The organism is Shewanella sp. FeAMO, assembly GCF_053653955.1.
The window spans coordinates 1,834,898-1,858,564 of the sequence record NZ_CM132201.1 but is presented as its reverse complement, the minus strand read 5'-3'; the positions used below and the strand labels follow the sequence as shown (position 1 = coordinate 1,858,564).

Sequence of the window (23,667 nt, the reverse complement as noted above, 5' to 3'; positions counted from 1 at the left end):
GGAATTGTTCAATCCGGGACAAGAATTGTCAACGTCTGTGATACAAAGCGGACAAGTATCTGACACCCCGGATTGCAGAATGATAACGTTTGAGAGACTTGGGCGCGGCTCAACCGCCATTTTTGAGCAAATAACGCCCGGCATCCCTGGACCAACGAAAGTCCACTTTGCTGCCATTGTCGACATTTTTCAGGCGCAGATCATAGTATCCCTGATGTTTACGCCCAAGAAGCTGCAGCAGATTTTTGCCTTCATCAATAACCCGGGCGCGGACGCCGGTTTCATCCCGCTCACCGGCCAGATCTTTATAGAAATACATGGGTTCAGAGAAGATATTCACCAGCTTATCGCCATCAATTACATAGAGCTGCAGCGCTTCATAGAAGGCACCGCCACCGGAAAAGCCTTCACTGAAACCAACTCGGATCCCTATGGCGGTTAACTGGTCACTGACCTTGTAGGGTGCCAGATCCAGCTTTTTGACCGATTGAGGTACTGTATCAGAACCGCCATCCACTGTGCTTTCCAGATTGGAGTAGTTCCAGTTGACCGGGGTATTGAGTGGGCCATCGTGGGTAGCAAGCGCTTGGAAGTTCCCCTGGTCCAGCTTAAATACGCCAAAGTAAAAATCATGGGTCTGACGCTCGGCAAAGTTCTCACTGCAAAGATCGCTGCCATCTGTATATTTAAGCTCCGATTCTTCGGCAACCACACAGGCATAGCCCAGATACAGGCCCTGGTTGCCCCAAGGTTTGGCGCCTATGCTTGCCAGCAAGTTCGGGGAACGTCCCGGTGCCAACCAATCAAGCAACGTCTTGGGCGCAACGCCATCTGGCAAGCTCTGGCCGTCTTTGGCGAGCAGTTTTCCTTCCATCTGCTCGGCATAAATCTGCCGCCCTTCCTCGTGACGTATGGCAGCTTTGGCTTCACTGGGTTGAACTGTCTGGGTTTGGCTGGCATTGGTTTGGCTGGCATTGGCTTGTGAGCCGACAAGAGCACAGGAGAGCGAAGCAGTCAGCACTAGCGTGGTTGACAACAATAGAGGGTTAAAGGAAACCTGCCTAGTGGAAGAAAACATCATCCCTGTCCTTGTTTGAAACGCGGTAAAAAACAGGGATGATATCTATTTTCGCCTTGATATCAAAGCATTGAATTACAGGCGGATACCGCCGTCAATTTCAAATACCCGGCCATTGACATAGTCGTTTTCAATGATGAATTTAACTGTCGAGGCGATTTCAGCGGCATCACCCAAACGGCCGACCGGCACCATTTTCTCCAGGCGCTCCAGCGCTTCCGGTTTCATGGCGGCGGTCATTTCGGTGGCAATAACCCCGGGGGCAACAGCGGCGGCCCTAATCTTGTAGCGTGCCAGCTCTTTGGCCCAGCCCACCGCCATGGCAGCGACACCGGCCTTGGAGGCGGCATAGTTGCTCTGCCCTACATTGCCGGCCCGAGCCAGGCTGGAGATATTGATGATCACCCCTTCCTGGCCAGAGCTTATCATGGCGGCTGCGGCTTCACGGCCACAGAGGAAGCTGCCGCTCAGGTTTACATTGATAACCGACTGGAACTGCTCCAGCGACATACGGTCTGTCACCTGGCCCTCTTTGGCTTTAATCAGCATGCCGTCACGCAGAATACCTGCGTTGTTTACCAGCACATTGAGCTGACCAAAATCTTCCAGAATGTACTGAAAGGTTGCCATCACATCTTCTTCATCCGTGATGTCCACCGCATAACCCTGAACTTCGGTCTCGCCCATCAGGGCACAGGCTTGCTCCAGACGGTCCTGATCCACATCGATCAGCGCCAGACGGGCACCGGCAGCGGCCAGCTCCTGCGCCATGGCCAGACCCAGTCCACCGGCTCCACCTGTGATGGCGACTACCTTACCTTTTACATCCATTGGGTTATCCTTATTTCTCTTGCTTGAATTGTCCAAAAATACTGGAAAAATCGCGACGACCATTGCCCTTGCGAGCATGATTGACATAGAGGCTGCGCGCCAATGCGCCCATAGGGGTGCTCGACTGGCTGGACAGCGCTGCTTCCTGGGACAGGCCGAGATCCTTGACCATAAGATCCACCATAAATCCGCCCTGATAGTCATTGGACGATGGCACGCTTGGCATCACCCCGGGACAGGGGTTGTATTTCTCCAAGGTCCAGTTGCCGCCGCTCGAAACTTTCATGATATCCGACAGCACCTTGGGATCCAAACCATTATCTATCCCCAGACTCAGTGCCTCGCTGGTACCTACCATCAAGACAGACAACAGCATGTTGTTGCAGATTTTGGCAACCTGACCAGCTCCGGCACCACCTGCATGGAAAATATTGGCGCCCATGCACTCGAGAACGGGTTTGGCCTTGGCAAAACCTGCGTCGCTGCCGCCGCAGATAAAGGTCAGCGTACCGGCCGCGGCCCCGGCGGTGCCACCGGAAACCGGCGCATCAACAAACTCAAGCCCTTTGGCGGCCGCCGCAGCCGCCACAGTGCGGGCGCTGTCGGCATCTATGGTCGATGAATCGATAAGTAAGGTCCCCTCGACCACAACATCCAGCAGCCCTTGCTGCTGCTCGCTGCCGAGGTACAGGCTACGAACATGCTTGCCGGCCGGCAACATGGTTACCACCACATCGGCACCCGCCGCTGCGCCACAGGCGCTCTGGGCCGTTATAGCCCCCTGCTCTGCCAGGCTCTGCATCGCCGTCGGCACCAGATCGAATACCCGAACAGTCATCCCGGCCTTGATCAGGTTGACCGCCATCGGCCCACCCATGTTGCCCAAACCAATAAAAGCCACTGTTGTCATCTGTTTGCTCTCCCTGTTGGAATCTTGTTTGCCGGCATCTGTTACAGATCGGCCAATGGGTGTTCATGTTCAAATGGCGACTCGAGCAAGGCAGATACCGCTTCTTGCGGTGCTATCTTGCCCTTGCCGTAACGCCAGCTGGGATTACGGTCCTTGTCGATAAGCAGCGCCCTGACACCCTCACAAAAATCACCTATGGCGCAGCAGTTGAGGCTGAGCCCCAGCTCGAAGCGGAAACAATCCGCCAAGCTCATGTCGGTCCCAAGCCTTGACTGCTCGTAGGCCAGCGCCCAGCTAAGCGGGCTGCCGCTCAGCATGGTGTCACAAGCGCGCTGCAACCAGCTCTCTTGGGTTTCCAGGGCCTGCATCTTGGCGAGAATTTCGGCCATATCTCCGGTCATCAGCTCATCAATCTGAGCCTGATGGCCCTTCAAGCGGCTGCTGCCGGGACGCTCTTCACTCTGGGTTTCCAGTTCATTGAGCAGATCATGCAGCTTCTGCTGGTTGAGACTGGTGTTATTGCCCCAATTAACCGTCGCCATGGCATCGAGCATGCGCTCTTTATCCGTTGAGGCCAGAAAATGATTGCCAATGCCGGTATAACGGGCATCGGCCGCATTCATATTGTAGGCGGTCAGGCCGAGAAACAGCCCAGTCTTGCCCGGCATGCGGCCGAGAAAATAGCTGCCGCCGACATCCGGGTAAAGGCCTATGGTGACCTCAGGCATGGCGATGCGCGAGCGCTCGGTCAATACCCTGTGGCTGGCACCTATCATCAGCCCCAGACCACCACCCATCACTATGCCGTCGCCCCAAACCAATACAGGCTTGCCGAAGGTGTGCAGCTGAAAGTCGAGCCGATACTCCTCTTCGAAAAACACCCGGGCTTCCTGGGTGTAACTGCCGGGATTGGCCTGCTGCGCCTGATACAGCGCCCGCACATCTCCACCGGCGCAGAAGGCTTTGTCGCCGCTGCCGTCGAGGATCACGCAGGCAATCTGCTCATCCTGTTTCCAGGCAGCCAACTGCTTGGCCAGCAAACGCACCATGTTAAGATTCAGTGCATTGAGTGCTTTTTCCACATTGAGTGTCGCCACACCAATCAACTTGCCGCTGGCGGTTCCCAGGGTCTGAAATACCACTTCATGACTCATATCACCGCCTCCTTATGCGTTTTTCCAGTTGGCTGCGCGCTTCTCCAGGAAGGCATTGACCCCTTCTTTCTGATCTTGGGTGTCAAACAGAGCCACAAACAGCTCACGCTCCAGCGGCAGCGCCTGAGCTCTTGGCATATTACGTCCGGCCTGGATCAACTGTTTGCAAACGGTCACGCTCGATGGGCTCTGCTTAGCGGCCTTGGTCGCCAGCGCAATGGCGGCACTCAGAGCCTTGCCCTTACCAACTACCTCTTCGACCAGGCCAATCTCACAGGCCTTGGCGGCATCGATTCGCTCACCGCAAAGGATCATCCGCTTGGCCCAGCCTTCACCGACCAGAGCGGTCAGATTCTGGGTGCCGCCGGCGCAAGGCAGCAGGCCGACGGTGGCCTCGGGTAATGCAAGCTGCGCCTGCTCTTCGGCGATACGGATATCACAGGCCAGAGCCACTTCCAAACCGCCGCCCATGGCATAGCCGTTGATGGCGGCAATAGACACACCGCGAAAGGCGCTCAGGGTTTCAAATGCTTCGCCAAAATAGCGTGCCATGGTAGCGGCATTGCCTTTATCACCATCGGCAAACAGCTTAAGATCGGCGCCGGCCGAGAAGAATTTCTCCCCTTCCCCTGTCAGTACCAAGGCATAGATATCGGGATCATTGTTGAGCTCTTCCACCTTGAGGCGCAGTTCATTGAGGCTCTCGGCCGTCCAGGTGTTGGCCGGTGGATTGTTGATGGTCAGAACAGCCGTGTGGCCTTCGATATGCTCAATCAAAAAAGACATGAATGACTCCTTGCAATTCGGTTAAATGGGTTTGGCCTTAGAGGATCTCGCCAGCATGCTCATCCAGCAGACGGCGGGCGATGATCAGGCGCATAATCTCATTGGTTCCTTCCAGGATCTGGTGTACCCGTACATCACGGAAATGTCGCTCCAGCGGGTATTCGCGGATGTAGCCGTAGCCGCCGTGAATTTGCAGCGCGCTGTCACACACGGCAAACCCTATATCTGTGGCAAAACGCTTGGCCATGGCGCAATAAGCCGTGGCTTCGGGATCGCCGCTGTCCAGCTTAAATGCCGCCAGACGCACCATCTGCCGCGCGGCGACCAGTTCTGTGGCCATGTCGGCCAGCTTGAACTGCAGCGCCTGGAAGGCGGCCAGTGGTTTGCCGAACTGCTTGCGCTCATGCATATATTCAGTGGCGCGCTCAAGTGCAGCCTGAGCGGTACCCACAGAGCAGGTGGCGATATTGATGCGGCCGCCATCCAGGCCCTTCATGGCGAAGGTAAAGCCCTGGCCTTCCTCACCCAACAGATGATTGACCGGCACCCGCACGTTTTCAAAAGTAATGAGTCTGGTTGGCTGGGCGTTCCAGCCCATCTTGTCCTCGGCCTTGCCGTAGATAACACCCTTGGCATCAGCCGGGATGGCAATGGCCGAAATTCCCTTGGGGCCGGCCTCACCGGTGCGGCACATCACCACCAAAAGCTCGGTGGCGCCGGCGCCCGAGATAAACATCTTGGAGCCGTTAATCACATACTCATCGCCGTCGCGCTCGGCGCGGGTGGCAAGTGAAGCGGCGTCACTGCCTGAACCAGGCTCGGTCAGGCAGTAAGAAGCCAGCTTGCTGCCTGTGGTCAGCGCTTCAGACCACTCGGCCCGCAGACTTTGCTGGCCCCAGGTTGTCACCATCCAGGTGGCCATGTTGTGAATGGTCAGCATGGCTGTGGTGGCAGTGCAGCCCTTGGCCAGCTCTTCAAAAATAATCGAGGCATCCAGACGCGACAGGCCCATGCCGCCTTCAGACTCGGGAGAATAGAGTGAACAGAATCCCAGCTCCCCGGCTCTTTGGATCACGTCTTTGGGAAAGTGATGCTCCTCATCCCATTTGGCGGCAAATGGGGCCAGTTCATCGGCGGCAAACTGACGGGCCAGCTCGGCGAATTGGCGCTGATCTTCGTTGAGATTGAAATCCATGCTTGACTCCTGTGCGCAGATCTCTGCGTCTTGCGGTGATCCGGTGACGCCGGATCTCTTGTTATTTACTGTTGCGATTAAAAAGGGGCACCGGCCATTGCCGGTGCCCTTGGGCTCACACTGTTACTTGAGGGCGATAGTCATATTGGGACCAGAGGCGATATCAGACTCGAACCAACGGCTGGTGATGGTCTTGGTCTCTGTGTAGAAACGCACCGCCTGCTTGCCGTAGGCGTGCTGATCGCCGTAGAAGCTGCCCTTCCAACCCGTGAAAGAGAAAAATGGCAGCGGCACAGGAATAGGCACGTTGATACCCACCTGACCCACTTCAATTTCATGCTGATACTTACGCGCCGCAGCGCCGCTGGCGGTAAAGATAGAGGTGCCGTTGCCGTAAGGGCTGGCGTTAACCAGCTCAATGGCATCTTCCAGCGACTCGGCTTCCATACAGCAGAGCACAGGGCCGAAGATCTCTTCCTTGTAGATGCTCATGTCCGTGGTTACCTTGTCGAACATGGTCGGGCCAACCCAGTTACCAGACTCATAACCGGGTACAGTGCAGTCGGAACCATCGAGCAGACATTCAGCGCCTTCGGCCTTGCCCTCGGCGATAAGCTTGAGTACCCGCTCTTTGGCGGCCGGGCTGATGAGTGGGCCGTAACCGGCTTCCTTGTCATCCCAAAGACCGGGACGCACCTTGGACAGGGCTTCTTTCAGCTCAGGGATCCACTCTTTGGCGGCACCGACAAACACAGCGACCGACAGCGCCATACAACGTTGACCGGCGGCACCAACCGAGGCGCCCACCAGGTTATTGATCACTTGCTGCTTGTTGGCATCAGGCATAATCACGCAGTGGTTCTTGGCACCGGCAAAGGCCTGCACCCGCTTGAGGTTGTCAGTGCCTGTCTTGTAGATGTACTGACCCACGCCCACAGAACCCACAAAGGAAATCGCCTTGATATCCGGGTGAGACAGCAGTACATCAACCGAAGTTTTATCACCATGAACCAGCTGCAGCACCCCCTTGGGAGCACCGGCCTGTTCAAACAGCTCCACCAGACGCTGCGGCGTCATTGGGTCCTGCTCGGACGGTTTGAGGACGAAGGTGTTGCCGCAGGCGATAGCCAGCGGGAACATCCACAGCGGGATCATCGCCGGGAAGTTGAATGGCGTAATCCCGGCGCAGACACCCAGCGGCTGAGTGTAGGAGTAGGTATCTATGCTGCGGGCCACGTTCTCAACCGTTTCACCCATCAGCAAGGAGGCGATGTTGCAGGCATGCTCGGCCACTTCAATGCCGCGCCAGACATCACCCTTGGCATCTTCAAAGGTTTTACCCGTTTCCTGGGCCAAAATGGTGGCCAGCTCGTCATGGTGTTCTTTCAAAAGATGTTGATAGCGCAGCATCACCCGAGCGCGTTCGGAAACGGCCACTTCCTTCCAGCTCTTGAAGGCTTCCTTGGCGCTGGCGATGGCGCGCTCAACTTCCGGCTGGGTCGCACAGTTGATAAAGGCGATGGTTTCATTGTTGGCCGGGTTGGTGACATTGATCTGCTTGCTGCCGGAACCGTTGACGAATTCGCCATCTATGTAGTGCTTGACTTGTGTGCTCATAAGAATTCCTTGTAAGTAGTGGAACGGCGCAGCAACAGCTCTTGTGGCTGTTTTTTGGTGACGCCGTTTCCTGTCTTGTTGATTGCTTCAATTTGTTGCCGGCCGCTGCCGCGGCCTACTGGATATTAGAGCTCAATCGCCATGGCAGTGGCTTCACCGCCACCTATGCACAGCGATGCCATGCCACGTTTGAGACCTCGGGCCTTGAGCGCATGAATAAGAGTCACCAGCAGACGGGCGCCGGAGCAACCTATCGGATGACCGAGCGCACAGGCACCGCCATTGACGTTGACCTTGGCGGCATCCAGCCCCAACTCACTGATGGCCAACATGGTCACCATGGCGAAGGCTTCGTTGATTTCGAAAAGGTCGACCTCATCCTTGCTCCAGCCAGTCTGTGCCAAGAGTTTTTGCATGGCGCCCACGGGCGCCGTGGTAAACATGGCCGGCTCTTGGGAATGGGTAGCATGGCCCTTGATGGTGGCCATCACTGCCAGCCCCAGGTTTTCGGCCTGCTCACGGCTCATCAGCATCAAACTGGCGGCACCGTCGGAAATCGAACTGGAGTTGGCGGCGGTAATGGTGCCGTCTTTGGCAAAAGCGGGCCGTAGCGCCGGGATCTTGTCAGGACGGGCATTGCCGGGCTGCTCATCGGTATCAATCAGAGTATCGCCGCGGCGGCTGCTTACGGTTACCGGGACTATCTCCTCCTTGAAGGCACCTGAGGCGATGGCCGCATTGGCTTTTTCCAGTGAGCTCAGGGCGAAGGCGTCCATGGCTTCACGGGTCAGGCCAAAATCGTCGGCAGTTTTCTGGGCGAAAGTTCCCATGGCGCCACCTGTGTAGGCATCTTCCAGCCCATCGAGGAACATATGATCCAGCACCTTACCGTGGCCCATACGCATGCCGCCGCGAGCCTTATCCAGCAGATACGGCGCCTGACTCATGCTCTCCATACCCCCGGCAATCACAATATTGGCACTGCCGGCCTTGATAAGATCGTGCGCCAGCATCACGGTTTTCATCCCTGAGCCGCACACCTTGTTGACTGTGGTTGCGCCAACAGACTGGGGCAAACCTGCCCCCAAAACCGCCTGTCTGGCAGGGGCCTGACCGAGGCCGGCCGGCAATACACATCCCATCAGCACTTCATCGACCTGTTCGCCCTTCACACCTGTAGTTTCCATCAAGGCCTTGATGCTGGAAGCCGCCAGCTGAGGAGAAGGCACAGTGGAAAGACAGCCCTGAAAACCGCCCATGGCGGTTCGTTTGGCGGCGACGATAACAATATCCTGAGGACGACTCATTGTTGACTCCCTTGTTGGGCACCCAAACACCGGCCCAACAGCAGGCCGGCGGTGTTAGGTGCAGCAAATGTGTACTCTGTTGCTGCCACTTTGACGTTTACGCGAACGTAAGGCAAGTACTAATTAGTCTAATACAGGCTCTATTTATAGGTATTTTTGTCAGGGAGGATTTACAGCAGGATGACAGCGCGTGCCCTGAAAGGAAGCCAAAACACTGCGGCTTAGAAAAGGTTAGGGAAGGAAGTATCAATTTGAGGAAGCATAGGCAGTAGAGGCCGACGCCATCTGGTTTGATATGAGCTAAGCCCTTTTGGACTTAGGCGACAGGAATCACAAGACTGCGACTCCCGCCAACAAAACATTTGGCATTTGCAGCTCAGCCACTCTGTTCCCAGGGCGTAATAGCACTGAGATCCGATAAGTCATAAGGGGTCAACTGGTAGACATAATAGTTGAGCCAGTTGCTCACCAACAGACTACCGTGACTATACCAACGAGCTATCGCTTCAGCCTCTGGGTCATCGTTGCGGAAATAGTTTTGCGGGATCTTGGGCGCCAACCCGGCCGCCAGATCTCTTTGGTACTCATCTTTAAGGGTCGACTTGCGATACTCTGGATGCCCCATCACAAACAGGTTGCGATTGTCCTTACTGATCACCAGATAGGCACCGGCTTGGTCCGACTCGGCCAGCACTGTCAGTTCGGGATGCGCCTTAAGCTCGTCCACATCCATTTGGGCATAGCGGGAGTGCGGAGCATAAAACTCATCATCAAAGCCGCGCAGCAAGGGCACGTGGGCGCGAATACGCCTGTGCTGATAAACCCCGGAGCATTTTTCAGCGAGGATCTTACGCTCGAGTTGATACAGGTGGTAAAAACCGGCGTGGGCCGCCCAGCAGAGAAACAGTATCGAGGTGACATGCTCCTGTGACCAATCAATAATTTCGCGGATATGATCCCAATAAGTGACCTCCTCGAAATCCAGCTGTCCCAGGGGGGCGCCAGTGATGATCAGGCCGTCATAGTTGCGATGGCGTACATCTTCAAAGTCACGGTAAAAGGTATTGAGATGATCGGTCGGCGTATGTTTCGACTCTTTGTCGTGGATCCTCAGCAGGTCAATATCCACCTGCAACGGAGTATTGCCCAACAGCCGCAGCAACTGGGTTTCTGTCTCAATCTTGTTGGGCATCAGATTGAGGATCAACACCTTCATCGGCCGTATATCCTGCATCGCCGCCCGGCTCTCGGACATAACGAAGATATTCTCCGACTCAAGAACGCCGGCGGCTGGCAGGTTATCGGGTATTCTTACGGGCATAAAAGCGCCTCTCCTGAACTATCCAGGGCAAGGCGCTTGGCTTGGTATACCTGTTAGCGCCCTACCTTTTGCACCATGACTGATACCGGCTCAGCCTTGTCGATATCGACAAGATAAGCCTGGGTATTGATAAAGAGTAAGTCATCCTTGAGAGTGATCCTGGCACTGACACTGTAGCTGTGGCCACTCTGGAACTGATCCCGGGCAAGAATAAACTTAAAAGGCGTTGGGCTGGTCACGCTGTCGCGCTGAATAACCGCCAGCACTTCTGCCGGAGCATCCGCCTTGGAAACGTCCTGAACCTGAACCGTCAGCACGGCTTCCGGTGGCAGAGCAATACGTTCGCGGTACCAAACATCGCCATCAATTTCGACTGTGGCATTCGGGGTCGCACAACCTGTGAGTGCCATCATTCCTGCTACAGCCGCCATCATTGGCAGTCGCAGCCAGTTGCCTGTCATTTTCATTGCTAGCTCCTAATCATACACAAAGACTTCTGGATGTCTATACATCCAAGTTTAATCATTGAGAACCTGGGAGGATAATCCTATCATAGGACTCCATTTTTGAGTTCAAATATCCTTATGACACAAGCAACTGCGATTATTGTGGGCGCCAGCTCACTCCTCAGCCGTGAAATAGCCCGCCGCCTGGCCGATGAAGGCACTAAACTGGCATTGCTGGCACAGGATCCCGACTCATTGAAAGAGTTTGCCGCCACCCTGGCAACCGAGGCTCAGGTGTTTGGCCTGGACATAGATAAACCACAAACCTTGATAGCCGAGCTGGAACAGATTTGGCAACAGTTGGGGGGGGCACATCTGGTGTTGGTCAATACCGGACTCAACTCCTATCACCCGGATCTGCCTTGGCAGTTGGAAGATGAGATCATCAGTGTCAATGTCCGTGGCTTTGCCGCCGTTTGCAACACAGCTTTCAGGCTGTTTCGCGAGCAGGGTTATGGCCAGCTTGCGGCTATCAACTCCATTGCCGGTCTTCGCGGTGGCCCCAGCGTAGCCTTTCATGCCTCCAAAGCCTTTGGGATGAACTATCTCGAGGGGCTGTCCATGCATGCCCAAAGGCTCAAGCTACCGATCACCATCACGGATATTCAGTTGGGTTTGCTGGATAAGGCAGCGCTGCAGCAGAGCAGGCTATGGCTATCCCCCGTAGATGTGGTTGCCGGGCAAATCATCCGCGCCCTGCAAAAAGGCAAGCGCCGGGTCTATGTCACCAAACGCTGGGCGACGGTTGCCTGGCTCACCAAACTGCTGCCCGAGTTTATCTACAATACCCGCCACTGGAAGGTGAAGAAACGCAAGGGGCAAGCGGAATAATCTTTTAAAGCGACAGCCGCTGTTCCAATTGCCGGCGAATGGTTTCCTTAAGCCAGCGCAACTTGGGATTGTGGCTGTTGCGTTTGTGCCACATCAGGGTAAAGAGAATGGTGAGTTTTTCCCTATCTTCCGCAACCATTGGCAATGGCCGGGTCACCAGCTCAGGGCATGTCCTGGCCGCATAGGTCCGGCAATAGCCAGGAGCCGTGGTTAACAGCTGCGACCCGGACTGTGATGCCAGCCATAAAGATTGCTCAAACAGGGAAACCGACAACGCGATATCCCGCTTCAGACCTTTTTCAGCCAGCAGGCTATCCAGAGCCCAGCCCTCACATTTTTCCCACTCGATATTGATTTGCCGATACTCAAGGAATGTCTCCAGGTTCCAGACTTGCTGCAGTGCGGGATGATCTTTCCGCAGATATACCAAGGGCTCGTCGCTGAACAAGACCTCATAATCCACGGCCGCAGGCAAGAGTGCCAGCGTCTCCCGCGAGCCGGGATGACTCTCACGCCCCGATAGCCCCAAATCAGCCTTGCCGGAAATAATGGCGTCCAAGGAGTCATAGTCCCAATTGCGGATCCGCACCACGGAGTCAGGGAAATGGGCATCAATCAACCCCGGAAGTTCAGGCAACAATTCGAGGTAGAATGGTGACTCCAACATCAGCTGAAACTCTACCCCTTTGGGGACTTCAACATTGCGTTTGGCCACTATGCTGCTGGCCAACTGAAACAGCTCGGCCAACTCTTCGGCCAATGCCAACGCCAATGGCGTCGGCAACAGTCCTTGGGGAGAACGAACCAATAGAGGGTCATCGAACCAATGACGTAACTTGGTCAAAGATTTACTCACGGCAGAAGGTGTTACCGACAGGCGTTTGGCCGCTCTGGTAACACTACGCTCACTGAGCAGGATCTGCAGCGTGACCAAGAGGTTAAGATCGAGGCGATGTAAGGCTCTGTTCATCTTGCTTCCATTGGCTATTGGTCTTAATTGGAGCGCGCGAGGTAAAATACAGGAGTATGATGCTGCCCAAAGCGGCGATCAGCAAGCTCAGTATCAACATGGTGCTCGCCGTCAATCCAAACCAGGCACTTATCGCAATGAAGGCTCCAGACCAACTTATCTGGCAGATCCCCAATATGGAACTTGCCAGAGCCGAGCGCTGAGCAAAGGGGGCCAGAGCCTGGCTCATAGTGACCCCGAACCCCACAGAAAAACCGGCGCAAACAAAGCCAATGCCCAGCAAATATAGCCAAAGCTCTGCGGCCAGAGACGCAGCCAACAGCAGTACAGTGGCCGCCAAGGCAAAAGCCAGTTGCGACAGTTGCAACATGCGTTGTTGGCCAATCGAATCTATTAGCCAGGGAGAAACAAAGGCCATAACCATGCTTATCAGTGCCAAACCACCCATGGCTGAGGCGTAGCCACCACTGTAGAGCCCTAACTGCTCCATCAACAGCATGGGCGAAGTATTGACGAAGGTGAGTATCGCCGTCACGGCCAGACAACTGATCAATAAGCGACTGACGAAAGTCACACAGAGCAAGGATTCACCGGCTATCAATTCTCCCGCCGTCTTGGCCGGAAGCGACTCCTGCAAACCCAAACACAAAAACAGCGCCGCCGCAGCCAACAAAGCCATCAATACAAACAGCGCCGGCCAGGGAAAATACTGCAAAACCAGATGCCCCAGCACAGGCGCTAAAACCGGCACTATGCAGGTAACTCCATTTATCATCGACAAGACTTTGGCTCGTCTTTGGTCATCAAGCACATCCCGCAGAATGGCAAAGGTCACCAGATAGGCCGCTCCGGCACCTATACCCTGTCCGGCCCTGGCAAACAAAAACGCCGTGATTGATAGAGTCGTGGCGGCCCAAATCGACGACAACACAAAAATCAGCGCTCCGCAAAGGGCTACCGGCTTGCGCCCGAGCCTATCGGCAAGATGCCCACCGAGCAACATGGCCAGAGCCATGCCCGCCAGATAACAGGAAAAGGCGTTGTGCAATTGGGCCTCATCGGCGTTCAGGGTGCGGGCTATCTCGGGCAAGCCAACCAAGTAGAGATCGATCCCCAATGGATAGAGTAAAACCAAGGCAAAGGCACAGATAAGGTAATAACGCATGATCAGTTGATAGAGCAGGAATTTGCTTGTCAGCATAAATGCCCGGACTGATGCCAGCGAGTTGCCATCAAGACAAGAGTATTTTCCTCAGAGGAAAAACATACAGCTGACGTCAATGACAAAAAAGGCGCCAGAGGCGCCTTTTCAATAGTTGGGAGCTTTGGGTTGGGAGCTGGGTTTGGGGGAGATCAGAAGGTGTAACCTATGCTGACCATATAGACCCAAGGATCGATATCAGTCTCGATTGTCACAGCGGCAACTTCGCTGTTGCTGGTGCCATAGTGGTAGTTGAACTTAACATCCGTGCTGATCTTGGCATACCACACAGAAGCATTCACCAACCAGTTATCGTTGATCTGATAATCCAGACCCACTTGTGCGGCCCAGCCCCAAGAGTTACTCAGGCTCAGATCAGAGAGTTTGCCACCGACGTCATTGGTGAATTCATTGTCGAAGAAATTGGTGTAGTTAACACCGACACCCACGTAAGGACGCAGCTTGGACTCGGCATTACCAAAGTAGTACTGGGCCACCAAGGTAGGCGGCAGATGCTTGGTTTCGGCAATCTTGCCCAGCTCTCCGAGAGATACGTCATGGCTGAACGGGGTCGCGGCCAACAGTTCGATACCAAAGTTATCTGTCAGCATATAGCCGAAGTTCAGACCCAACTGGGTGTTATTGTCCACACTAAAGGTGCCGAGATTTCCCAGATCCGGGGTAACAACATTTTGGCTGGACTCGTCCGGGGCTACCACAACGGCACCGGCACGAACGATAAAGTCACCGGCCTTGTGGGCCAGTGCAGGGGCAGCAACAGTAGAAAAAAGGGCGGCGGCAATCAATCCTGATACGATATTTTTTTTCATCATCTCACTCCGTAGCGACAACACAGCGCTTTGTTTTTTATTACATCCATAACAACTGAGGCCACACTGCCAGATTTAACTCTTCACATTTTTGATCTGCATCAAGCGTTTTAAGAGGTACCCAGATTTAGATACAGCAAGCGCGAAACAGATCACATAAAATAAAGGTTTATTGATATTACACCTTTAAAATAAGTGAGCCAGTTCAAAACTCCACTAACCCCAAAGTGAAAGAAAAGTACATTTTTCGAGCAATAACGCTTGAGCCACTCACACCAAAAATTAACAATCAGTCACAGTAAGATATGCTGACCAGCACTTACAGAATGGTGTTTTTAGCTGGAGAGAAAAGGAAGCAGAGGATGCCAGATAACTGCAATCGGCAAGATAAATGTGTCAGAGAATGCTTGAGAAAGTACTCAGTAAAGCCTCTTGAGCAACGGATAGTTTGCCAACCAGTTCTTAGCCTTGAGCCGACTCTCGAATACGCCGGGAGTGCTCTTGGGATTAGGACTGAGTTCCAGCGCCAGTAAAGGGCCAAGTGGGAACAGATTGAGCAGTTGCAGCTCCCCTGCCCTCAACCTGACAGCCAGGGCCGTTTGCTGCTCTGGCCAGTAACTCATGGCATCAATCACTGAAGTATAGGGTTTATGGTGGTTTTTAAGGTGCATTCTGGCCTGGTTCTTTACCGACCATGGTAAGTCGAGTGCTGTGGCCAACTTGGCCTCATAGGCCCTGTCGGTGACTTCCGAGCAGTCGTTTGGCTCAAAGTAGAGCACATCTATGTCGCTGAGCCTGGATACACTGCCGTGCAACTTGTCCCACACCAGATTACGGACAAATCCCGCGGCTACCCAGGCATCAATAGGCCCAAGGTTTGCAACACACTCAAGTGCCTGCATTCGCATCCTGTCCTGCCTGAGCCAGTTTTCAATCAGCTCAGCCGCCTCACTTTCACTGACCTGCTGCGGCTCTCTCGGCTCAAGCTTATCATTTGCCACCATAGCCCCCTTAAAAAGACAAAAGCCCCCGCAGAGCGGAGGCCTTTGAGTTTAACTCAAGCTATCACTTCTCTTCAGTGTCTCTATCCATGTTCTCTGTATTTTCCAACCAGAGAGCATTGATGATACCGAAGGAACAAGCCAATAAAATGCCGAGTATCCAAGTGAAATACCACATAATTCAGGCTCCTTAGTAAAGTGATGTGCTGTTGTTTTCAATGTGCTGACGGTTCAGACGGCCATACATCTTGTAGTAAGTCCAGCAGGTGTAACTCAGCACTGTTGGTACAAAGATGATCGCAACCCAAGTCATTACTGTCAGAGTCATCTGGCTGGCGGTAGCATCCCACATGGTCAGACTGACGTTAGGCTCCTGTGATGAAGGCATCACGAATGGGAACATAGCCGCGCCACAGGTCAGGATGATACCGGCAATGGCCAGTGAGCTGAACAGGAAGGCGAAACCGCTACGCCCCATACGGCTGGTCAGCAGCACCAAGGCAGGCGCCAACAGGCCCAAAGCAGGGAACAGCATGGTTACTGGGTACTTGTCGTAGTTGGCCATCCAAGCACCGGAAACAACTTCAACTGTCTTCATGGTTGGGTCAGATACGGCGTTAGTATCCAGAGCCGAAGTCACCACATAGCCATCAATACCGGTAGCCAGCCACACACCGGCTGCACCGAACAGTACAATCAGCAGCAGTGCGGTCAACTGTGAAGCTGCAGCGGCGCGATTGCGCAGCTCACCTTCGGTCTTCATCTGCAACCAGCAAGCACCCTGCATCATGAACATACAGGCACTGACCAGACCGGCCAACAGGCCAAAGCCATTGAGCAGACCGAACAGGCCACCATCATAGTGGGCACGCAGGTACTCGTCGAAGCTGAAAGGCACGCCTTGCAGCAGGTTACCGAAGGCAACACCTATGATCAGCGGAGGAACAAAACCTGCGACAAACAATGCCCAGTCCCAGCTCTTGCGCCAGCGTGGATCTTCTATCTTGGAGCGATAGTCGAAACCTACGGGACGCAGGTACAGCGCCAGCAACACTATGATCATGGCCACGTAAAAGCCGGAAAAAGAAACGGCATATACAGTAGGCCAAGCGGCGAACAGGGCACCGGCACCGGTGATCAACCACACCTGGTTACCATCCCAGTGAGGAGCAACCGTGTTAATCATCACCCGGCGCTCGGTATCGTCCTTACCCAAGATTGGCAGTAAGGCACCTACCCCCATATCAAAGCCATCAGTAATAGCGAAGCCTATGAGCAAGACGCCAACTAACAACCACCAGATAAATCTTAATATTTCATAATCAAACATAATGAAATCCCTCTGCTCAGGCTTCTAGTTTTTCAAAGTGATAACGGCCGGTCTTGAGACTGCTTGGACCCAGGCGCGCAAACTTGAACATCAGGAAGAGCTCGATAACCAGCAGCACTGTGTAGAACAGAGTAATGCTGATGATACTGAACCAGAGATCGGCCGCCGTCAGGCTGGAAGCAGACACAAAGGTCGGGAGAATCTCGGAGATAGTCCATGGCTGACGACCATACTCGGCCACAAACCAACCACACTCGATGGCGATCCAAGGCAGAGGCAAGCTGTAGAGCGCAGCTTTGAGTACCCACTTCTTCTCTTCAATCTGATGACGGGTGCTCTGCCAGAAGGCAGCTGCAAACACTACCAGCATGACGAAACCAAGGCCCACCATGATACGGAAGCTCCAGAACAGCGGTGCTACGCTTGGAATAGAATCCCTTGCGGCCGCCTTAATCTGCTCTTCGGTGGCATCGACCACTTTATCTGTGTAGCGCTTCAGCAACAGACCGTAACCCAGGTCAACTTTCTGCTCTTCGAAAGCCGCGCGAACCGCAGGATCTTCCTCAATAGCAGGGTCAGCCTTGGCGGCACGCAACTGCTCAAGCAGGGCATAAGCCTTCATACCGTTGCGGATGCGAACTTCGTGCTCGGCGATCAGATCCTTGATACCTGTCACTTCTTCATCGATAGAACGAGTAGCTATGATACCCATGGCATATGGGATCTTGATGGCATAGTCGGTATGCATGGTTTCCTGGTTAGGGAAACCTATCGCAGTAAAGGCTGCCGGAGCAGGCTCTGTGTGCCATTCAGCTTCAATCGCCGCCAGTTTCACCCGCTGAGCTTCACCAACTTTATAACCAGATTCGTCACCCAGTACGATAACAGACAGGATAGAGGCCATACCAAAACTCGCCGCAATGGCGAAAGAGCGGCGGGCAAATGGCAGGTCACGCTTCTTGAGGATGTAGTAAGAACTGATAGCCAGAACAAACATGGCACCGGCTACATAACCGGAAGCAACAGTGTGAACAAATTTAACCTGAGCGACTGGGTTAAATACCACTTCAGCGAAGCTGGTCATTTCCATGCGCATGGTTTCATAGTTGAACACGCTACCCACAGGGTTTTGCATCCAGCCGTTGGCGACCAGGATCCACAGCGCAGACAAATTACTTCCCAAAGCAACCAACCAGGTCACAGCCAAGTGTTGACGCTTGGAGAATCTGTCCCAACCGAAGAAGAACATACCCACGAAAGTGGATTCCAGGAAGAAGGCCATCAAGCCCTCAATCGCAAGAGGAGCACCGAAAATGTCACCCACATAGTGTGAGTAGTAGGACCAGTTGGTACCGAACTGGAACTCCATTGCCAGACCTGTGGTAACCCCCAGGGCAAAGTTAATACCGAAAAGTTTGCCCCAGAATTTAGTCATGTCCTTGTAGATCTGCTTATCTGTCATCACATAGAGTGATTCCATGATTGCCAGCAGGAAGGCCAAACCCAAAGTCAAAGGAACAAACAAGAAGTGATACATGGCTGTCAGCGCGAATTGTATGCGCGATAGCTCAACGACTTCTTCAACTATCATTTGTGACTCCTTACATGGTGCTCCGCCCGTTGTCTTCAGATCCCCATCAAAGACAACAGGTGGTGAGTTGGATAGCTTAGTTCATTAATTTCTTATCTACCCGGAAACCCGGATAAACCACCCAAATGATTCGCGTTGCTGCGCTTTAACTCACCAAAAGCTTAAAAATCGGTTTTTGGCGGCCTTAACGAGAGGCGAATCACGCTTTTGCAGATTTATGCGATCAGCATCAGCATTTGCCAGTGTTCCAATATTTGCAAATTATTTAATATCAGGCACTTGCGTTATTAGTTCAGCTAAGATTTGCCCTGATTTTATACCACTTGAATTTGACGCAAATCAATCAAACTCCGGGCTTTAGCTGGGTTTTGCGGAGGGGCACACAGCCACCAAGGATGAGTATTGACTTTGCAACAAAATCCTGCTAGAGCATTTACACCAACTATAAATAATCCATCATTTTGGATGCTTTAGGTAAAAACATATACAAACTAGCCAAAATAAACTTTTTAACAATTTCCAAGGTTAAATATGCTAACTCAAATTGTGTGATTTTGATCTCATCATTTTTTAAGCATATGATTGTAAAGAAATAAATAAAAACAAATTAACCAATAATAAAAACCACCAAAAATTCAGATTAATTTTTCTAATCTAATATCGTACTATTTCTCGTTTGATAAAGCCGCCAGGGTTGACTAATATGTAGCCTGTGTTAAGGAGACGCTCGGGTCGGCCGACATCAATATCTGCAGACCTTCCTCCGCGCACATTGACTGAACTTTGTGTGGAGATATCGCTATGAAAAAGTTTTTTGAACGTCTGGTTAACTGCTACAAGCCTGTTTTTGTTGAACTTTACAAGTCTCAACTGGTTTACTAATCACAGCTGAGCAACTGCTTGTCTTGAAGTTTTGTTAGCGCAAAACGGCCCCATAGGTATTCCTATGGGGCTTTTTCGTCTCTGCAGCCATTAAAGAGTGATTCCAGCCTTAGTCCGGCTTTAACCTGTTAAGCGCTGTAAAGCCTGCATTTTGACACTTCAATACATAAGAATATATTGAACAAAGTGCAAGCTATTGATGATTTAAAGTTTTTACTGTAGGGCAAAAGTTAAATAAAAAAGGCGGGTTATAAATACCCGCCTTTTTTTACCCTTTATGGGATGATTTTTAACCTTATCCCAACTTCACTCTGGCGTTACGGAACATTCTCATCCAAGGGCTGTCTTCACCCCAGTTTTCCGGATGCCAGGAGTTGGCGACTGTGCGGAACACCCGCTCAGGGTGAGGCATCATGATGGTGACTTTGCCATCCAGGCTACAGATCCCGGACAAGCCGTTGGGCGAGCCGTTGGGGTTCTGTGGATACAAGCTGGCCACCTCACCTTTACCATTGACATAACGCAGCGCCACAGTGCCGCTCTGCTCGGCCGCCGCCATGGCGGCGGCTGAAGCAAACTCGGCACGCCCTTCCCCGTGGGAAACGGCAATCGGCATTCTGGAGCCGGCCATACCGCTGAAGAACAGCGATGGGCTTTGCTGCACTTCCACCAGGCTAAAACGCGCTTCAAAGCGTTCAGAGCGGTTACGGACAAAGTGCGGCCAATGCTCGGTACCCGGAATGATCTCCTTGAGGTTGGAGAGCATCTGGCAACCGTTACAAACACCCAGGGCAAAGCTGTCGGCACGCTCGAAGAAGCGGCTGAAGTCCTCACGGGCACGGCTGTTGAACAGGATGGACTTGGCCCAACCTTCACCGGCGCCCAATACATCACCGTAAGAGAAGCCACCACAGGCCACCAGTCCCTGAAACTCTTCCAGGCTGATACGGCCACTGAGGATATCCGACATATGCACATCGCGGCTTTCAAAACCGGCACGCTCGAAGGCCGCTGCCATCTCGATATGCGAGTTGACCCCTTGCTCACGCAAAATCGCCATCTTGGGCGCAGCGCCCTTGAGGATATAAGGCGCGGCAACATCTTCTGCCGGATCAAAGCTTAAGTTAACCGTCAGGCCGGGATCGGTTTCATCCAGCTTGAGGTCAAACTCTTCACGGGCACACTCAGGGTTATCCCTGAGCGCCTGCATTCTGTAGGTGGTTTCAGACCAGAGCTTACGCAGCTCGGTACGTGAAGCACTATAAATTTCAGCACCTTGATCCTGGATACGGATGCGGCCATCGTCACTCAGCTCTGCTATCGGATGACAATCCACACCGGCATCAGTGTAAGCCTTGATAATCTCGGCGGCTTGGTTTTTGCTCACCTGCAGCACGGCGCCCAACTCTTCGTTGAACAGGCGCGCCAGGGCGCTGCCGGCCAGCGTAGAAATATCCACATTCAGGCCAGTGTGACCGGCGAAGGCCATCTCCACCAAGGTGGTGAACAGACCGCCGTCACTCTTGTCGTGGTAAGCCAGCAAACTCCGCTCGGCCACCAACTGTTGAGTCACCTCGAAGAAACCTTTCAATACCGCTGCCTGATCCAGATCCGGCGCGATATCGCCCAGCTCACCGAACACCTGCGCCAGGCAGGAACCGCCCAGACGAGTCTTGCTCTTGGCCAGGTCGGCCAGCAGCAGTAGGGTTTCGCCCTTGTCGGTACGCAGCTCAGGGGTCACGGTATTACGAATGTCGCGCACCGCACCGAAGGCAGAGATGATCAGCGACATAGGTGCGGTAACCGCCTTCTGCTCGCCCTTGTCTTCCCAGGCGGTCTTCATCGACATTGAGTCTTTGCCCACGGGAATGGTCAGTTCAAGCTCGGGACACAGCTCTTCGCCCACCGCCTTGACCGCCTCATAGAGGCCGGCATCTTCACCCGGGTGACCGGCTGCAGACATCCAGTTGGCCGACAGCTTAATGCGCTTCAGTGAGCCGATATCGGCACCGGCCATGTTCAGCAAGGATTCGGCCACGGCCATCCGCGCCGAGGCGCCAAAATCCAGCAAGGCCAGCGGAGTGCGCTCGCCCATGGACATGGCTTCGCCCACATAACTGTCGAACGAGGAGGCGGTAACCGCGCAATCCGCCACAGGTACCTGCCAGGGGCCGACCATCTGATCGCGGTTCACCAAGCCGGTTACCGTGCGATCGCCTATGGTGATCAAGAAGCTCTTGTCGGCAACGGTTGGCAGAGTCAGCACCCGCTTAACGGCTTCCGCCAGATCGATGGACGCTTCATCCAGCGCCGCAGACTGCGCCTTTTGACTCACTACATCACGGCTCATCTTCGGTGGTTTGCCCAACAAGACTTCCAGTGGCAAGTCGATAGGCTTGTTGTCAAAGTGCTCATCGCTCAGGCTCAGGTGCTGCTCGGCAACCGCCTCGCCCACCACGGCAAATGGCGCGCGTTCGCGCTCACAAATGGCGGCGAAGGTATCCAGGTTTTCGGCTGCCACAGACAGCACATAACGCTCCTGGGATTCGTTACACCAGATCTCCAGCGGGCTCATGCCTGGCTCATCGGAAGGCACGTTACGCAGCTCAAACTTACCGCCGCGACCGGCATCGCTGACCAGCTCAGGGAAGGCGTTGGACAAACCACCGGCGCCCACATCGTGAATAAACTGGATAGGGTTGGCATCGCCCATCTGCCAGCAGCGGTCGATAACCTCCTGACAGCGGCGCTCCATTTCCGGGTTTTCCCGCTGCACCGAGGCAAAGTCCAAATCTTCACTGGACTGGCCGGACGCCATGGAGGAAGCCGCGCCGCCGCCAAGGCCAATGTTCATCGCCGGGCCACCCAGTACAATCAGCTTGGCGCCTAAGGAGATCTCCCCTTTCTGTACGTGCTCTTCACGAATGTTGCCAAGGCCGCCGGCCAGCATAATAGGCTTGTGATAACCGCGCACCTCGACACCATTGTGGCTGCAAACCTGCTGCTCATAGGTGCGGAAGTAACCCAACAGGGCCGGACGACCGAATTCGTTGTTGAAAGCGGCGCCGCCCAGAGGGCCGTCGATCATGATGTCAAAGGCGGTCACAATCCGGTCCGGCTTGCCGTAGTCGCCTTCCCAAGGCTGCACAAAGCCCGGGATCTTGAGGTTGGATACGCTGAAGCCGGTCAAACCCGCCTTGGGCTTGGAGCCGCGGCCGGTAGCGCCTTCGTCACGGATTTCACCGCCCGAGCCAGTGGCAGCACCAGGATAAGGACTGATGGCGGTCGGGTGGTTGTGGGTCTCCACCTTCATCAGAATATGCATCGGCTCTGTGTGATAGCGATAAACGCCGTCACTGTCGGGGAAGAAACGCCCGGCTTCAAAACCTGTCATTACCGCGGCGTTGTCTTTATAGGCCGACAACACATAGTCCGGGGTCTTCTCATAGGTATTCTTGATCATCTTGAACAGCGACTTGGGCTGCACTTCGCCGTCAATGGTCCAATCGGCGTTGAAGATCTTGTGACGACAGTGCTCTGAGTTCGCCTGAGCGAACATCATAAGTTCAATGTCGTTGGGGTTGCGCTCAAGGCGCAGGAAATTAGTGACCAGGTAGTCGATTTCATCATCGGCCAGCGCCAAACCCATTTCGCGGTTGGCGATTTCCAGCGCTCTGCGGCCTTCGCCGAGAATGTTGACGCTGACAAAAGGCTTGGGCTCAGTGCGGGCAAACAGCACATCGGCCGCTTCAAAGCTGTCCAGTACCACTTCCATCATGCGGTCGTGCAGCAGCGCCTTGAGGCTCTTGAGCTGTTCGCCGCTCAGAGCATCGGATTCCACATAGTAAGCCAGACCGCGTTCCAAACGTTTTACCTGCTTGAGGCCGCAGTTCTGGGCGATGTCGGTGGCTTTGGAAGACCAGGGAGAAATTGTACCGGGACGGGGAGTTACAAAAAGAAGAGTGCCTTGGGGCTCGTGGGATTCGATGGCCGGACCGTAGGTTAGAATCTTACTCAACTGCGCTTGGTCATCGGGGTTGAGCGCTTCGCTCAGATAAGCCAAATGAACATATTCGGCATAGATTTGCTTTACCGGAAGCTGAGCGGCTTCACAGGCCTGCATCAGCTTTTGCACTCTGAATGCCGAGAGTGCGGGGGCTCCGCGGATGATCTCCATCACGTCTTATCACCTTATTATTTATAATTACAGGGTCAGAGGTGGCGCTATTATAGGTAAATGCGCCCTACAAATCACCTCAGACTTTGCTTAAAACAGTGTTTCCTGTGATATAAAGTAATCCTATGGGGTAATATACCCTCCGGTGC

General features: G+C 53.8%; 19 protein-coding genes. 1 reads left to right on the top strand and 18 read right to left on the bottom strand.

From position 1 onward, the window contains the following. Positions 1–109: 109 nt before the first annotated feature. The 10 genes from ACWAU4_RS08395 to ACWAU4_RS08350 all read right to left on the bottom strand — a co-directional run bounded on the left by ACWAU4_RS08395 (position 110) and on the right by ACWAU4_RS08350 (position 10,666). Entirely contained in the window at positions 110–1,081 is a 972-nt protein-coding gene (locus ACWAU4_RS08395) for a hypothetical protein (RefSeq protein WP_144196747.1), read from the bottom strand. Between the two features lie 72 nt (positions 1,082–1,153). Further along, positions 1,154–1,909 carry an SDR family oxidoreductase gene (locus ACWAU4_RS08390; RefSeq protein ID WP_025009790.1) on the bottom strand — a complete coding sequence of 252 codons (756 nt, stop codon included), beginning with the start codon at positions 1,907–1,909 and terminating at the stop codon, positions 1,154–1,156. Between the two features lie 10 nt (positions 1,910–1,919). Continuing rightward, on the bottom strand, positions 1,920–2,819 hold the full coding sequence (gene mmsB / locus ACWAU4_RS08385) for a 3-hydroxyisobutyrate dehydrogenase (protein ID WP_454290540.1): 900 nt from the start codon (positions 2,817–2,819) through the stop codon (positions 1,920–1,922). A gap of 41 nt (positions 2,820–2,860) precedes the next feature. Next, complete coding sequence (locus ACWAU4_RS08380) at positions 2,861–3,973, bottom strand: enoyl-CoA hydratase/isomerase family protein (RefSeq protein WP_028780346.1); 1,113 nt, start codon at positions 3,971–3,973, stop codon at positions 2,861–2,863. Positions 3,974–3,985: 12 nt separating this feature from the next. Then, entirely contained in the window at positions 3,986–4,759 is a 774-nt protein-coding gene (locus ACWAU4_RS08375; RefSeq protein ID WP_208125733.1) for an enoyl-CoA hydratase, read from the bottom strand. A gap of 37 nt (positions 4,760–4,796) precedes the next feature. After that, positions 4,797–5,954, bottom strand: a complete 1,158-nt coding sequence (locus ACWAU4_RS08370; RefSeq protein WP_025009787.1) for an acyl-CoA dehydrogenase family protein — start codon at positions 5,952–5,954, stop codon at positions 4,797–4,799. 123 nt (positions 5,955–6,077) lie between these two features. Next, positions 6,078–7,571, bottom strand: coding sequence for a CoA-acylating methylmalonate-semialdehyde dehydrogenase (locus ACWAU4_RS08365; RefSeq protein WP_144218882.1), 1,494 nt, complete (start codon positions 7,569–7,571; stop codon positions 6,078–6,080). 125 nt (positions 7,572–7,696) lie between these two features. Next, positions 7,697–8,878, bottom strand: a complete 1,182-nt coding sequence (locus ACWAU4_RS08360; RefSeq protein ID WP_186265508.1) for a thiolase family protein — start codon at positions 8,876–8,878, stop codon at positions 7,697–7,699. Between the two features lie 376 nt (positions 8,879–9,254). Then, the gene (gene metA / locus ACWAU4_RS08355) at positions 9,255–10,199 is read right to left on the bottom strand and encodes a homoserine O-acetyltransferase MetA (protein WP_045282444.1); all 945 of its coding nucleotides are present in this window, start codon (positions 10,197–10,199) and stop codon (positions 9,255–9,257) included. Between the two features lie 53 nt (positions 10,200–10,252). Then, positions 10,253–10,666 carry a YbaY family lipoprotein gene (locus ACWAU4_RS08350; protein WP_025886564.1) on the bottom strand — a complete coding sequence of 138 codons (414 nt, stop codon included), beginning with the start codon at positions 10,664–10,666 and terminating at the stop codon, positions 10,253–10,255. A 117-nt stretch (positions 10,667–10,783) separates the two neighbouring features. On the opposite strand from ACWAU4_RS08350, the gene ACWAU4_RS08345 reads away from it, so the two are divergent. Continuing rightward, positions 10,784–11,536 carry an SDR family NAD(P)-dependent oxidoreductase gene (locus ACWAU4_RS08345; protein WP_044734178.1) on the top strand — a complete coding sequence of 251 codons (753 nt, stop codon included), beginning with the start codon at positions 10,784–10,786 and terminating at the stop codon, positions 11,534–11,536. 4 nt (positions 11,537–11,540) lie between these two features. Here ACWAU4_RS08345 and yidZ read toward each other — a convergent pair whose 3' ends face one another. The 8 genes from yidZ to purL all read right to left on the bottom strand — a co-directional run bounded on the left by yidZ (position 11,541) and on the right by purL (position 23,518). After that, the gene (gene yidZ / locus ACWAU4_RS08340; RefSeq protein WP_208125732.1) at positions 11,541–12,506 is read right to left on the bottom strand and encodes an HTH-type transcriptional regulator YidZ; all 966 of its coding nucleotides are present in this window, start codon (positions 12,504–12,506) and stop codon (positions 11,541–11,543) included. Continuing rightward, entirely contained in the window at positions 12,475–13,707 is a 1,233-nt protein-coding gene (locus ACWAU4_RS08335; RefSeq protein ID WP_243756842.1) for an MdtL family multidrug efflux MFS transporter, read from the bottom strand. Before ACWAU4_RS08335 ends, yidZ begins: the two co-directional genes overlap by 32 nt. Positions 13,708–13,859: 152 nt before the next feature. Next, on the bottom strand, positions 13,860–14,540 hold the full coding sequence (gene ompW, locus ACWAU4_RS08330) for an outer membrane protein OmpW (RefSeq protein WP_045282445.1): 681 nt from the start codon (positions 14,538–14,540) through the stop codon (positions 13,860–13,862). A 416-nt stretch (positions 14,541–14,956) separates the two neighbouring features. Then, positions 14,957–15,541 (bottom strand): nucleotidyltransferase family protein, encoded by a 585-nt coding sequence (locus ACWAU4_RS08325; protein WP_208125731.1) that lies wholly within the window; start codon positions 15,539–15,541, stop codon positions 14,957–14,959. Between the two features lie 61 nt (positions 15,542–15,602). Then, complete coding sequence (cydX, locus tag ACWAU4_RS08320) at positions 15,603–15,716, bottom strand: cytochrome bd-I oxidase subunit CydX (RefSeq protein ID WP_025009779.1); 114 nt, start codon at positions 15,714–15,716, stop codon at positions 15,603–15,605. A gap of 12 nt (positions 15,717–15,728) precedes the next feature. After that, on the bottom strand, positions 15,729–16,868 hold the full coding sequence (gene cydB, locus ACWAU4_RS08315) for a cytochrome d ubiquinol oxidase subunit II (RefSeq protein WP_028779211.1): 1,140 nt from the start codon (positions 16,866–16,868) through the stop codon (positions 15,729–15,731). Positions 16,869–16,884: 16 nt separating this feature from the next. After that, positions 16,885–18,459 carry a cytochrome ubiquinol oxidase subunit I gene (locus ACWAU4_RS08310; protein WP_025886552.1) on the bottom strand — a complete coding sequence of 525 codons (1,575 nt, stop codon included), beginning with the start codon at positions 18,457–18,459 and terminating at the stop codon, positions 16,885–16,887. 1,177 nt (positions 18,460–19,636) lie between these two features. Further along, positions 19,637–23,518 carry a phosphoribosylformylglycinamidine synthase gene (purL, locus tag ACWAU4_RS08305; protein ID WP_208126150.1) on the bottom strand — a complete coding sequence of 1,294 codons (3,882 nt, stop codon included), beginning with the start codon at positions 23,516–23,518 and terminating at the stop codon, positions 19,637–19,639. Between the last annotated feature and the right edge of the window lie 149 nt (positions 23,519–23,667).

Coding starts and splice junctions, on each gene's coding strand:
- ACWAU4_RS08390 (WP_025009790.1), bottom strand. CDS start 1,909: ATGGATGTAAAAGGTAAGGTAGTCGCCATCACAGGTGGAGCCGGTGGA.
- ACWAU4_RS08370 (WP_025009787.1), bottom strand. CDS start 5,954: ATGGATTTCAATCTCAACGAAGATCAGCGCCAATTCGCCGAGCTGGCC.
- cydB (WP_028779211.1), bottom strand. CDS start 16,868: ATGTTTGATTATGAAATATTAAGATTTATCTGGTGGTTGTTAGTTGGC.
- yidZ (WP_208125732.1), bottom strand. CDS start 12,506: ATGAACAGAGCCTTACATCGCCTCGATCTTAACCTCTTGGTCACGCTG.
- ACWAU4_RS08310 (WP_025886552.1), bottom strand. CDS start 18,459: ATGATAGTTGAAGAAGTCGTTGAGCTATCGCGCATACAATTCGCGCTG.
- ACWAU4_RS08365 (WP_144218882.1), bottom strand. CDS start 7,571: ATGAGCACACAAGTCAAGCACTACATAGATGGCGAATTCGTCAACGGT.
- mmsB (WP_454290540.1), bottom strand. CDS start 2,819: ATGACAACAGTGGCTTTTATTGGTTTGGGCAACATGGGTGGGCCGATG.
- ACWAU4_RS08325 (WP_208125731.1), bottom strand. CDS start 15,541: ATGGTGGCAAATGATAAGCTTGAGCCGAGAGAGCCGCAGCAGGTCAGT.
- ACWAU4_RS08350 (WP_025886564.1), bottom strand. CDS start 10,666: ATGAAAATGACAGGCAACTGGCTGCGACTGCCAATGATGGCGGCTGTA.
- ACWAU4_RS08345 (WP_044734178.1), top strand. CDS start 10,784: ATGACACAAGCAACTGCGATTATTGTGGGCGCCAGCTCACTCCTCAGC.
- metA (WP_045282444.1), bottom strand. CDS start 10,199: ATGCCCGTAAGAATACCCGATAACCTGCCAGCCGCCGGCGTTCTTGAG.
- ACWAU4_RS08380 (WP_028780346.1), bottom strand. CDS start 3,973: ATGAGTCATGAAGTGGTATTTCAGACCCTGGGAACCGCCAGCGGCAAG.
- ACWAU4_RS08335 (WP_243756842.1), bottom strand. CDS start 13,707: ATGCTGACAAGCAAATTCCTGCTCTATCAACTGATCATGCGTTATTAC.
- ACWAU4_RS08395 (WP_144196747.1), bottom strand. CDS start 1,081: ATGATGTTTTCTTCCACTAGGCAGGTTTCCTTTAACCCTCTATTGTTG.
- purL (WP_208126150.1), bottom strand. CDS start 23,518: ATGGAGATCATCCGCGGAGCCCCCGCACTCTCGGCATTCAGAGTGCAA.
- ACWAU4_RS08360 (WP_186265508.1), bottom strand. CDS start 8,878: ATGAGTCGTCCTCAGGATATTGTTATCGTCGCCGCCAAACGAACCGCC.
- cydX (WP_025009779.1), bottom strand. CDS start 15,716: ATGTGGTATTTCACTTGGATACTCGGCATTTTATTGGCTTGTTCCTTC.
- ACWAU4_RS08375 (WP_208125733.1), bottom strand. CDS start 4,759: ATGTCTTTTTTGATTGAGCATATCGAAGGCCACACGGCTGTTCTGACC.
- ompW (WP_045282445.1), bottom strand. CDS start 14,540: ATGATGAAAAAAAATATCGTATCAGGATTGATTGCCGCCGCCCTTTTT.